Origin of the sequence: Serratia sp. (in: enterobacteria), assembly GCF_051654945.1 — a bacterium.
Classification (GTDB): Bacteria; Pseudomonadota; Gammaproteobacteria; order Enterobacterales; family Enterobacteriaceae; genus Chania.
This window is the reverse complement of record NZ_JBOFZA010000078.1, coordinates 56,409-68,148: the sequence shown is the minus strand read 5'-3', so window position 1 is coordinate 68,148 and position 11,740 is coordinate 56,409. Positions and strand designations below refer to the sequence as shown.

The window sequence follows — 11,740 nt, the reverse complement described above, 5'->3', positions numbered from 1 at the left end:
TATGGGTCGAAAATGGAAATATCCCCTCACCCCAACCCTCTCCCACAGACGGATCGAGAGCAGCATAAGCCCCTGTTGGAGGGAGAGGGGGCTGGTCCGGCGTCGTGGGTGAGCCTGTGCGGCTGCGGAAAGAATGGGGGCTATCAACGGATGCGATCGGTTCCCTCTCCTGGGGGCGAAGGGCTGGTCCGGTGTCGTGGGTGAGCCTGTGTGGCTGCGGAAAGAATGGGGGCTATCAACGGATGCGATCGGTTCCCTCTCCTGGGGGCGAAGGGCTGGTCGGGTGTCGTGGGTGAGCCTGTGCGGCTGCGGAAAGAATGGGGGATATCAACGATGCGATCGGTTCCCTCTCCTGGGGGCGAAGGGCTGGTCCGGTGTCGTGGGTGAGCCTGTGTGGCTGCGGAAAGAATAGGGACTATCAACGGACGCGATCGGTTCCCTCTCCTGGGGGAGAGGGTTAGGGTGAGGGGATTATCACTGTTCTAACAGAAATTAACCTGCCGGATGAACCAGCAGGTTACCGCTTCTTAGTGCGCACTTCCCTGAGAAATCCCCACCCCGGTTTGCGAACGTACAAACTGGGCACGGAATTTCACGCGCTCTTGCTGCCCAACCAATGAATTATCGGTCACGGAGAAGAACCAGGTACCGATAAAGGCAACCAGCATCGAGAACAGCGCCGGGTATTCGTAAGGATAAATCGGTTTGGCATGGCCGAGGATCTGCACCCAGATCGTTGGCCCGAGGATCATCAGGATCACCGCGGTAGACAGACCAAGCCAGCCACCAATCATCGCTCCCCGCGTGGTCAGACGTGACCAGTACATGGAAAGAATGATGATTGGGAAGTTACAGCTGGCCGCAATGGAGAATGCCAGCCCCACCATAAAGGCAATGTTCTGCTTCTCAAACAGTATCCCCAGAGCGATAGCGACGATACCAAGCAATACCACGGTGATTTTGGAGACTTTCAGCTCGTCACGCTCGGTCGCTTTGCCGTTTTTGATCACGCAGGCATAGAGATCGTGAGAAACCGCAGACGCCCCCGCCAAGGTAAGCCCGGCAACCACCGCCAGAATAGTGGCAAAGGCTACAGCAGAGATAAAACCGAGGAAGAAGTTACCGCCCACCGCGTTAGCCAGATGCACCGCAGCCATGTTGTTGCCGCCCAGCAAGGCACCACTGGCATCCTTGAAGGCCGGGTTGGCACTGACCAACAGGATCGCGCCGAAGCCGATAATAAAGGTCAGAATATAGAAGTAACCGATAAAACCGGTGGCATAGAACACGCTCTTACGGGCTTCTTTGGCATCGCTTACGGTGAAGAAGCGCATCAGAATATGTGGCAAACCGGCGGTGCCGAACATCAATGCCAGACCCAGAGATAGCGCGGATATCGGATCGGAAACCAGTCCTCCTGGGCTCATGATGGACAGTCCCTTCGGATGCACCTTCACGGCTTCGGCAAATAGCGTGTTGAAATCAAAGTTGACGGATTTCATCACCATCAGCGCCATAAAGCTGGCACCGGCCAACAGCAGCACGGCCTTGATGATTTGCACCCAAGTGGTGGCCAGCATGCCGCCAAACAGGACATACAGCACCATCAATATGCCGACCAAGATGACGGCTACGTGGTAATTGAGGCCGAATAACAGCTGGATCAGCTTGCCTGCCCCCACCATCTGGGCAATCAGGTACAATGCGACCACTACCAGCGAACCACAGGCCGACAGGGAACGGATCGGTTTCTGTTTCAGGCGGTAAGAGGCCACGTCGGCAAAGGTATAACGGCCAAGGTTACGCAGCCGCTCGGCAATCAGGAACAAAATGATCGGCCAGCCAATCAGGAAGCCGATGGAGTAAATCAGCCCGTCGTAGCCAGAGGTGTAGACCAGCGCGGAGATACCAAGGAACGAAGCCGCAGACATAAAGTCACCGGCAATGGCCAGGCCGTTTTGAAACCCGGTGATGCGCCCGCCTGCGGTGTAGTAATCCTGACGAGAGCGGGTTCGTTTGGAAGCCCAGTAGGTGATATAAAGCGTCGCGCCGACAAACAGGACGAACATAACGATCGCCTGGATGTTCAGCGGTTGGCGCTGTACTGCGCCAGTAAGGGCATCGGCATGGCTCAGGCCCGGTAGGGCCAGCAGCGCGGAGGCTGAAAGTAGGCGCTTCATTGTTTAACCTCGCGCAGGATTTCAGCATTCAGGCGATCGAATTCACCGTTGGCACGGTAAACATAGATCCCGGTTAACACGAAAGAAATCACAATCAATCCGACACCGACCGGGATCCCACGGGTAATGGTTAATCCGGCAGCGAGTGGGGTACCCAGCCACTGCGGGTCGAAGGCTATCAGTAAGATAAAGCCGACGTACAGCGCCAGCGTGATCAGTGACAGGAGCCAGGCAAAACGGCTGCGTTTTTGCACCAGCTCCTTAAAGCGCGGGTTTTCTTCAATCCTTTGATAAATGTCTTCATTCATCCGAGTTTCTCCAATAGGTATTGAACAAGTTCGCCGCGCGATACCTTTCCAGCAGGCAAATTGGCGCTCTGCGGGCCACCTTTACCTATCCCAGCCAAAATGTCTGGGATAGGCATTACTGCATTTGAAAGCTATCAGGTATACAGGGCCGTTCGCAGATGAACGGCCGGAAACGGCGAAGATTAGGATGGAACTTTCATAGATTGTTTTTCTTCCAACAGCTTTTCGACTACAGCCGGATCGGCCAGCGTTGAGGTATCCCCCAGGTTGCTGGTATCACCGGCGGCAATTTTGCGCAGGATACGCCGCATAATTTTGCCGGACCGCGTTTTGGGTAATGAATCGGTCCAATGGAGTACATCAGGCGTAGCGATTGGCCCGATTTCTTTACGTACCCAGTTACGTACTTCGGCATACAGTTCTGGCGTTGGCTCTTCCCCATGATTCAGGGTGATATAGGCATAGATCGCCTGACCCTTGATGTTATGTGGAATGCCCACCACGGCAGCCTCGGCAATTTTAGGATGGGAAACCAATGCGGATTCGATTTCGGCGGTGCCCAGGCGGTGGCCGGAAACGTTCAGCACGTCATCGACGCGGCCGGTGATCCAGTAGTAGCCATCTTCGTCACGGCGAGCGCCGTCACCGCTGAAGTACATACCTTTAAAGGTAGAGAAGTAGGTTTGCTCGAAGCGGTCATGGTCGCCGTACAGAGTACGGGCCTGACCCGGCCAGGAGTCGGTGATCACCAGGTTACCTTCACAGGCACCTTCCTGTGGTTCACCCATGTTATCGACCAGTGCCGGTTGCACACCAAAGAATGGACGGGTGGCGGAACCGGCCTTCAACTCGGTAGCGCCTGGTAGCGGGGTGATCATGAAACCACCGGTTTCGGTCTGCCACCAGGTATCCACGATTGGGCATTTCGCGTTACCAATCTTGTTGTAATACCACTCCCAGGCTTCAGGGTTGATCGGCTCACCCACGGAACCCATGATGCGCAGCGAATCGCGTTTGGTGCCTTCGATCGCCTTGTCACCTTCGGCCATCAGGGCGCGGATTGCCGTTGGTGCGGTATACAGGATATTGACCTGATGCTTATCAACCACCTGTGACAGGCGGTTCACACCGGGATAGTTTGGTACGCCTTCGAACATCAAGGTGATCGCGCCACAGGCCAATGGACCGTATAGCAGATAGCTGTGGCCGGTAACCCAGCCCACGTCGGCGGTACACCAATAGATATCACCATCGTGGTAATCGAAGACATATTTGAAGGTCAGTGCGGCGTAAACCAGATAACCGCCGGTGGTGTGCACCACGCCTTTCGGTTTGCCGGTAGAGCCTGAGGTATAAAGGATAAACAGCGGATCTTCCGCATTCATCTCTTCCGGTGGGCAGTCCGCAGAAACGCCTTCGGTCAGCTCATGCCACCAGAGGTCGCGGCCTTCTTGCCAGTAGCCTGGCTTACCGGTGCGTTGGAAGACCACAACGTTGTTGACGCTCTTCACTCCCGGATTTTTCAGCGCATCATCGACGTTCTTTTTCAGTGGTACGGCGCGGCCTGCGCGCAGCCCCTCATCGGCGGTGATCACCAGCTTGGAGTTGGAGTCGATAATACGGCCCGCAACGGCTTCTGGAGAAAAACCGCCAAAGATCACCGAGTGCACTGCACCAATGCGGGCACAGGCCAGCATCGCCACGGCGGCCTCTGGCACCATTGGCATATAGATCGCTACCACATCGCCTTTCTTCACCCCGAGCTTTTTCAGCACGTTGGCGAACTGGCAGACATCATGATGCAGTTGTTTATAGGTGACCTTGGCTGATTGGGTCGGATCGTCGCCTTCCCAGATAATGGCGGTTTGGTCGCCGCGTTCGGCCAGGTGGCGATCCAGACAGTTGGCCGCCAGGTTAAGCGTGCCGTCTTCAAACCAGCGGATGCTGATATGGCCAGGATCGAAAGAGGTGTTCTTTACCGAGGTATAGGGTTTGATCCAATCGAGGATCTTGCCGTGCTCGCCCCAGAATGCCGCTGGGTCCTGCACAGATTGTTGATAATACTGCTGATATTGCTCCGGATTGATCAGGGCACGTTCTGCAATTGCAGACGGAATGGCGTGTTTATGCAGTTGGCTCATGGTTTTTCTCCTTAGAATTGTTAATGATATGTCAACTGATGGTTAAGTATAGTTTGCCATGACGGTTTGTTTCTTTTTTGGGCGACAGATCACGCAACGAAGATGTTGATTTGTAATAGTTACTGTCGTAATTGTGTTGTGTACCTGTTTGGTTGACGGTGAGAAACCCGTTACCGGTGTGTTTGTATTAAAAAACTTTTTAGATAGCTAAAAAAACAATCGGCATCTGGCGTCAATGTGATGGCAAAGGAAAAGCCAAGTCTTATTGGTGGCAGGTTATATTCCGTGTGGAACTCCCCGTGTTAATAACCGCTATAAATACTCGCCGTAATGGTTAGCCTTAAACTATCGAAGGTTTATTGTTTTGACGCCTTTATTAGGCTGGTTGCTTGAAAAGCAAAACAAGAGATTTTATGAATAATACTCGAGTTACTCATTAGCTTCGTGAATTATATTGAGAATAATCGCAGACTCATAAAACTGCCTGAACGATGCTTTTATTTTCTTTTGTAAAACCTTTCATTAACAATATTGAAACACTCATTGAGACTAAATATGCAAATACCCTGACAAATCACGCACTTTTATTTAGGCTAAAAATTGTCCTATTTTGTCGCGCATTGATCTGCTCAAGCTAATATTATGTTTTTGAGAACAAGTAATTATGTTGCGAATCGTTTTTTGTTTGTTGGTTTTTTGCGGGTGAAAAGGCAGGAAGCGAGATGAAACAAGGCTTGCAGAAGGCCGCCCTCAGATGGTACAGATTTATACTGCGTGATACCAAGGGCAGGTGGACGCAGAGATTCACATACATAAGCCCGTAATAAATGATTAAGTATTCCATCCGTCGTCTAGGCATTGTTAAGCACTTAGGCACGGAGTCTTTGAGGACTTTTGGGTATGAAAAATGTAAAAATCAGCCTTGCCTGGCAAATCCTGATCGCGTTGGTATTAGGTATTGCTTTGGGCGCCGTGCTGCACAATCAAACGGAATCCCGTGATTGGATGGTCAGTAATATACTGAGCCCCGCCGGTGATATCTTTATTCGCCTGATCAAGATGATCGTGGTTCCCATTGTTATTTCTACACTGATTGTTGGCATTGCCGGTATTGGAGATACCAAAAAGCTGGGCCGCATTGGATTGAAAACCATTATCTATTTTGAAGTGATCACCACCATCGCCATCATCGTGGGCGTGACATTGGCTAATGTTTTTCAACCCGGGCACGGCATCGACATGTCGACGCTGACCGCGGTCGATATTTCACAATATGAAAAAACGACGGAACAGGTGCAAAGTGGCTCACATAGCCTGGTAGCGACCATCCTTTCGTTAATTCCTTCTAACGTGTTTGCTTCGATGGTCAGAGGCGACATGCTGCCGATCATCTTCTTCTCGGTGCTGTTTGGCCTGGGCTTGTCTTCCCTGCCGAAAGAAACCAAAGAGCCGTTGCTGAAGGTGTTCAAAGCGGTGGCCGAGAGCATGTTCAAAGTGACGCATATGATCATGCGTTACGCGCCAATCGGGGTGTTTGGTCTGATCTCGGTGACGGTCGCCAACTTTGGCTTCGCTTCGCTGTTGCCGCTGGCCAAACTGGTGGTGCTGGTGTATTTCGCTATCGCCTTCTTTGCCTTGGTGGTGCTGGGGGCCGTCGCGCGGCTGTGTAATCTGCGTATCTGGACCTTGATCCGTATCCTGAAAGAAGAGCTGATCTTGGCTTACTCCACGGCCAGTTCGGAAACCGTCTTGCCGCGTATTATCGAAAAGATGGAGGCCTACGGCGCGCCAAAAGCCATCACCAGCTTCGTGGTGCCAACCGGTTATTCCTTCAATCTGGACGGTTCTACGCTGTACCAGAGTATCGCTGCCATCTTTATCGCTCAGTTGTACGGCATTGAGCTATCACTGGGGCAAGAGATCATTCTGGTGCTGACGCTGATGGTGACCTCAAAAGGGATTGCCGGTGTGCCGGGCGTTTCCTTTGTGGTGCTGTTGGCGACCTTGGGCAGCGTAGGTATTCCGCTGGAAGGCCTGGCGTTTATCGCCGGTGTCGACCGTATCCTCGATATGGCACGTACGGCGCTGAACGTGGTGGGCAACGCGCTGGCGGTATTGGTGATTGCCAAATGGGAACATCAGTTCGATAAGAAGAAATCGCTGGCCTACGAGCAGGAGTTTCTTGCTCCTGCCAATCAGACGTAAGCCACTGCACTTCCTTTTCTCAAAACCCGCTTCTGGCGGGTTTTTCTATTGAATCCTGCCCACTTTACTTCAATACTGGCAACCCAACTCAGGATGAGACTTGCCCAATGAAAAGCTACGTGGCACTGCTGCTATTGTTATCTCCCTATGTTCAAGCGCAGACGCTGGTTGCCAGCGATCCGCTACGGCGCATCATCCTCGATCAGATGCGGGCCAATATTGCTTATCCCACCGATATCCAGTTTGTCGTCAAACAACTGAGCGTATCCGGTTCACAGGCGTATTTTTGCGCCACTGCCAGAACCAACGATGGCAGTGGCAGCGTTAAAATCAACGGCAAAACGGTGGTTTACGATCGGAAATTGCAGCAATCTGCGGAAGGTTTCTGGACGACTGTTAGCAATTTTGACTCTTACGTCGACTCCCCGGCCCAGGCCCAATGCCATAGCACTATCCTAGACGAACCCGCCGCGAGCGGATGCCAAAACGTCGGTCTTTATGATGAAGAACGTAAGCCGTTGCTGGATGCGGTCCGGCGTAGTTACCCAGGGAATATGGCCCAGCCTAGATTTGTGGTGTCTCACCTGTGTACGACCGGCAAGATGGCGTATTTCTGTGGGCGGCTGGAAGGGGAAGAAAGTCCGGAGCGGCAAGGGATGAACTACTACGACGTGATCCTGGCCAAACATGACCGATGGCAAGCGCTGAGTGTTGAGAGCAAAGCCGTGGAGAAGTGCAATTTCAGCGGACCTGCCTCGGCGATCACCGAACAAAACCTGCTGGACGCGGCGAGTGAGCTCATTCCTTCTCAGGACTCTCAGCAGCTCAGTGACGGCGTGAAGGTTGAGATGCTAAAGCAGTTCCAACTATTCCAACAGGCGGTCAAGAAGGGCGATATGGGCTATCTGAAGGCGCACATCGTTTTCCCGCTAGAGAACGTAGCCGATACTCTCCTGGCGGGCACGAAAGATGAACATCAGCAGAGCATTACGCCAGCGTTGTTTGACCAATATGCACCGCAAATCAGGGATGGGCTGAAGGAACTATCGCTGCTGGGCGTCGATCTCACTAAAAAACGGCTGATTGATTATCGCGTAAGCTCACTGACGCCGGAGCAGCAGGCCAGGAAATACTTCCCTGCCGAAGAGGACGGGCAATATTATTACTATCAAGGGGAGAAACAGGTGCCGGTAGAAGGCACCTGCGACTCAACGGGTTCCGGTGAATTTGCAGACGATGCACTCGACGTGTTTATCGGTACGGATGCCAATCTACTGATCCCTGGGCTATCAGAAGTCTGCGACGGGGGAATGCATGTACGGTTTACCCTGCAACATGGCACGTTGATGCTGAGCAGAATTGATTTTGTCGGCTAACTGGTTGTCAGTGTAGGGGCGCAGCGCCCCTCGCTATCAGCAACGTTTACGCAGCGCTATCATTACGGTCATCAAGATAACGCCAGGCAGCCACACCCACAGTAATTCTGACATTATCACCGCATGTCCCGCAGGAGTCAGGTATTGATCCAGTCTGAACGGTGCCACGCGGATCACCTGCCAGGGCGCGAAGAAGCGCTCGTCACTCCACGGCCATAGCCAGCCGACGCCTTTACCTCCGGTGGTCACCGAATCCAGCAAACTGTGGGACAGCAGCGAAACAAACAGGAATAGCCAGGTCTTGACGGGGTTAACCTTGAACCAGCGGTAGAACAGCAATGCCAAGCTCGGCATCAGGAACGCAAACAGCAGTGAATGCGTGAAGCCGCGGTGGCCGAACTGATCGCCGTAGGCCACACCGAATTTAAATGCTAATACGTCGGCATCCGGCAGCATGGCCAGTGCGATGCCTGCGAGCAGCAGGCGGGGCGGGATGATTTTCTGGCCCAGCCCTAAACCAAGGCATAACGGCACTGCGGCGTGGGTAACGATCGTCGGCATAACTCTCTTCCATGATAAGGGCAACGGTATGGCTATTATGGCATAGCCCTATCCGGCCGATCGCCACTTCGTTGCACCATCGAAATAATGATGCCGAATAATTCCTCCTTCGCCTGAGTTGCCGTAATTGCCCCGCAGCTGGTGGCGTAGGACAGTCCTTCCGCAGAGCCGAGCATCGCCCATAGCGCAGCGTCTTGCAGCTGGTTATCGCAACAGAACGGGGCAAACAGCTTGCGGCATTTCTCGGTGAACACCACGGCGTAGTCATTCCTGATTTTCTCAAGCTCGGGGGTACCGGCTAGTGCGGCCATAACGCTAGGCATTTCACGGCCTTGCAGCAGCACACATTCAATGTAGGAATTGGCAATCACCGACGCCAAGGCCGCCAGCTCTGGCTCGGTATTTTGCAGCGCCTCATCCATCAGTGCGGTCTGACGATAATCATACTCTTGATACAGCGCGGCCAGCAGGCCCGAACGGTTGGTGAAGTGGTCATAGACGACCGGCTTGGTGACGCCTGAACGTTCAGCCAGGTGGCCAAGCGTCAGCGCATCGGTGCCTTCTTCACGGATGATTTTCCAGGCGGTTGCCAGCAGCTGCTGATAACGCTCTTCTCTCGATAATCGAACTCGCGGATGTGGTTTGGAGACCATAGCCCTATTTACCCGTTGACAGAGTTATATACTAAAGGTAACTTACCGATGGTAACTTACTGTTGGTATATAGATTACGTATTATACCCATCCCTGACAATAGGAGTATCTCCCAATGCACGCACTAATCGTGGTTTCCCATCCTCTCGACACATCATTAACCCATGGCGTTGCGGCGTCCATTGCCGAAGGGATCACCGCAGCCGATCCTGCCAATACGTTTGAAATTGCCGATCTTACCCAGGAGGGTTTCGATCCGACTTACTCTGGTGCTGATATTGCGGGTTTCCTGAAAACAGCCACTGTGCCAGAAGATATTCTGGCAGAACAGGCACGTATCGATGGGGCAGATGCCCTGGTATTAGTGTTCCCAATCTATTGGTGGAGCATGCCTGCCCTGCTGAAGGGCTGGATAGACCGCGTATTTTCCAATGGGTGGGCTTATGAAGAGACCGCCGAGGGTGCCGTGGTTAAAAAATTAGGGCATTTGCCGGTACATATTATTGGGTTGGGAGCGGGCGGCAAAAGCCTCTATGACCGACACGGCTATACCGACGCATTTAACGCCCAGATTGCGCACGGTATTTTTGACTATTGCGGTGCTCCGGTGGTCACCAACGAAATGTTGCTGATGCCAGAACTGGGGGAGCCAAAGGCCTGCTTCGACGCCGCACGCAATATAGGGCGCAGCGTTTTTCAACCCGCTTACGCCGAGTAACAGGTTGGTTGGCCCGCAAGCTTCTGTGGGCCTATTTAATCCCCAGCCGTTTTGCCAGCCGGTGCAGGTTGCCACTGTCCAGGCTGAGTTTACGCGCCGTAGCCGCCCAATTTCTGTCGCATCCCTCCAGCGCTTTCAGGATCACATCGCGCTGAAACTGTTGAGTCATCGTGGCGAGATCGGCCTCTGGTATCGCTGCGTAGGGCTCTTCATGACTCCCTTCCACCATGGGATCAAGCTGTAAATTGAAATGCGCAGGCAGCAGCTCAAGCTCGGCGTGGTTTTGCGTAGCGCGCGCGACAATGGCGGCACGGTAAATGGTGTGTTCCAATTCACGCACGTTGCCTGGCCACGGATATTGTTCCAGCGTGGATAATGCTGCCGAGGTGAGGGTTAACTGCGTCAGGCCAAGTTTGATGCGGCAGCGCTCGCAGAAGAAGCCGGCAAGCAGTGCAATATCGCCAGCGCGCTCGCGCAAGGGTGGCACGGCGATGGGAAACACGCTTAGCCGATGATACAAATCCACCCGGAACACCCCGTCAACCGCCGCCTGTTTAAGATCGCGGTTGGTGGCGGCCAGAATGCGCACGTTGACGCGTTTCACCCGGTCATCCCCTACGCGTTGCAGGTCGCCATATTGGATCACCCGCAGCAACTTGGCTTGCAGCGAAAGGGACAGCTCGCCAATCTCGTCGAGGAACAGTGTCCCTTCGTCGGCCAATTCAAACTTGCCGATACGATGTTGGATCGCGCCGGTAAACGCGCCTTTGACGTGGCCGAACAGCTCACTTTCCGCGACGTTTTCTGGCAGCGCGGCGCAGTTGAGATACACCATCGGCTTGGCGACGCGCGATGATTTTCGATGAATGGCTTGCGCCACCAATTCCTTTCCTACCCCGGTTTCACCGGTAATCAACACGTTGAGATCGGAGCTGGCTACGATGCCGATTTCCTGTTTCAACTGCCGCATGCTCGGCGAGAGCCCAATCATCTCATCGCTTTGTTTGGCGCTGCTGATGCGGTGTTCTGCCAACGGCGATAGCGACTGTTTCTCCAACATTTCCACCAGTAAGGCGTTATTGAGTGCGCCAGCGGCCAGAGCGCTAATCAGCCGCAGCTCTTCGTCACTGAAGCGATCGAACTGCCGTGGGTCCATGCTATCGAAGGTTAGGGCACCGATTAAATCCTGCCCTGCGAACAGGGGTAAGCCGATGCAAGCATGCACTTTCAATTGACCGTGGCCGGGGATCAGACCGTCGTAAGGATCGGGTAAATCGCTGTCTGCCGGGAAACGCACTACGTTACCGGCACGAGCGATGGCTTCCAGCCGCGGATGTGCGTCAAGGGAGAAACGGCGGCCCAAGACATCCGGTGCCAGGCCATCGATGGCCAGAGGGCGGAATTGTTGCCCCTCAAAGCGCAGTAAAGCGGAGGCATCGCAGCGTAAAAGTTCTCTTAGGCTGTTGATCAAAAACTGGAAGCGATCGCGTTGCGTGAGGCCGTTTTGCAAATCTATCGCGATGGTGGCGAGCGACTGGATAGAGAGAGACATGATTGTCATTCCGACACTGAGTTGTCATAAAGACAAGCTTATCCCG

At 53.5% G+C, this 11,740-nt stretch carries 9 protein-coding genes; 3 read left to right on the top strand and 6 right to left on the bottom strand.

From position 1 onward, the window contains the following. Positions 1–527: 527 nt before the first annotated feature. The 3 genes from actP to acs all read right to left on the bottom strand — a co-directional run bounded on the left by actP (position 528) and on the right by acs (position 4,629). Positions 528–2,180 carry a cation/acetate symporter ActP gene (actP, locus tag ACRDCA_RS16310; RefSeq protein ID WP_438690476.1) on the bottom strand — a complete coding sequence of 551 codons (1,653 nt, stop codon included), beginning with the start codon at positions 2,178–2,180 and terminating at the stop codon, positions 528–530. Next, a complete protein-coding gene (locus tag ACRDCA_RS16305) occupies positions 2,177–2,488 on the bottom strand; it encodes a DUF485 domain-containing protein (RefSeq protein ID WP_025123813.1) in 312 nt (103 codons plus the stop codon). Before ACRDCA_RS16305 ends, actP begins: the two co-directional genes overlap by 4 nt. A 182-nt stretch (positions 2,489–2,670) precedes the next feature. Further along, positions 2,671–4,629 (bottom strand): acetate--CoA ligase, encoded by a 1,959-nt coding sequence (acs, locus tag ACRDCA_RS16300; RefSeq protein WP_438690475.1) that lies wholly within the window; start codon positions 4,627–4,629, stop codon positions 2,671–2,673. Between the two features lie 900 nt (positions 4,630–5,529). On the opposite strand from acs, the gene gltP reads away from it, so the two are divergent. Together gltP and ACRDCA_RS16290 are read left to right on the top strand one after the other, a co-directional pair. Next, complete coding sequence (gene gltP, locus ACRDCA_RS16295; RefSeq protein WP_438690474.1) at positions 5,530–6,834, top strand: glutamate/aspartate:proton symporter GltP; 1,305 nt, start codon at positions 5,530–5,532, stop codon at positions 6,832–6,834. Between the two features lie 107 nt (positions 6,835–6,941). Beyond that, positions 6,942–8,210 carry a hypothetical protein gene (locus tag ACRDCA_RS16290; RefSeq protein ID WP_438690473.1) on the top strand — a complete coding sequence of 423 codons (1,269 nt, stop codon included), beginning with the start codon at positions 6,942–6,944 and terminating at the stop codon, positions 8,208–8,210. A gap of 36 nt (positions 8,211–8,246) precedes the next feature. Here the strand turns inward: ACRDCA_RS16290 and ACRDCA_RS16285 are convergent, their stop codons facing one another. Further along, the gene (locus ACRDCA_RS16285; protein ID WP_438690472.1) at positions 8,247–8,771 is read right to left on the bottom strand and encodes a metal-dependent hydrolase; all 525 of its coding nucleotides are present in this window, start codon (positions 8,769–8,771) and stop codon (positions 8,247–8,249) included. Positions 8,772–8,806: 35 nt separating this feature from the next. After that, entirely contained in the window at positions 8,807–9,424 is a 618-nt protein-coding gene (locus tag ACRDCA_RS16280) for a TetR/AcrR family transcriptional regulator (RefSeq protein WP_438690471.1), read from the bottom strand. Between the two features lie 115 nt (positions 9,425–9,539). Here ACRDCA_RS16280 and ACRDCA_RS16275 point away from each other — a divergent pair, with 115 nt between their 5' ends. Then, positions 9,540–10,142, top strand: coding sequence for an NAD(P)H-dependent oxidoreductase (locus ACRDCA_RS16275; RefSeq protein ID WP_438690470.1), 603 nt, complete (start codon positions 9,540–9,542; stop codon positions 10,140–10,142). 31 nt (positions 10,143–10,173) lie between these two features. Here ACRDCA_RS16275 and norR read toward each other — a convergent pair whose 3' ends face one another. After that, positions 10,174–11,694, bottom strand: a complete 1,521-nt coding sequence (gene norR, locus ACRDCA_RS16270) for a nitric oxide reductase transcriptional regulator NorR (protein WP_438690469.1) — start codon at positions 11,692–11,694, stop codon at positions 10,174–10,176. Positions 11,695–11,740: the final 46 nt, after the last annotated feature.

What these genes read in the sequence shown, in the direction of transcription:
- ACRDCA_RS16280 (WP_438690471.1), bottom strand. Translation starts at nt 9,424, where the DNA reads ATGGTCTCCAAACCACATCCGCGAGTTCGATTATCGAGAGAAGAGCGT.
- ACRDCA_RS16305 (WP_025123813.1), bottom strand. Translation starts at nt 2,488, where the DNA reads ATGAATGAAGACATTTATCAAAGGATTGAAGAAAACCCGCGCTTTAAG.
- ACRDCA_RS16275 (WP_438690470.1), top strand. Translation starts at nt 9,540, where the DNA reads ATGCACGCACTAATCGTGGTTTCCCATCCTCTCGACACATCATTAACC.
- norR (WP_438690469.1), bottom strand. Translation starts at nt 11,694, where the DNA reads ATGTCTCTCTCTATCCAGTCGCTCGCCACCATCGCGATAGATTTGCAA.
- actP (WP_438690476.1), bottom strand. Translation starts at nt 2,180, where the DNA reads ATGAAGCGCCTACTTTCAGCCTCCGCGCTGCTGGCCCTACCGGGCCTG.
- acs (WP_438690475.1), bottom strand. Translation starts at nt 4,629, where the DNA reads ATGAGCCAACTGCATAAACACGCCATTCCGTCTGCAATTGCAGAACGT.
- ACRDCA_RS16285 (WP_438690472.1), bottom strand. Translation starts at nt 8,771, where the DNA reads ATGCCGACGATCGTTACCCACGCCGCAGTGCCGTTATGCCTTGGTTTA.
- ACRDCA_RS16290 (WP_438690473.1), top strand. Translation starts at nt 6,942, where the DNA reads ATGAAAAGCTACGTGGCACTGCTGCTATTGTTATCTCCCTATGTTCAA.
- gltP (WP_438690474.1), top strand. Translation starts at nt 5,530, where the DNA reads ATGAAAAATGTAAAAATCAGCCTTGCCTGGCAAATCCTGATCGCGTTG.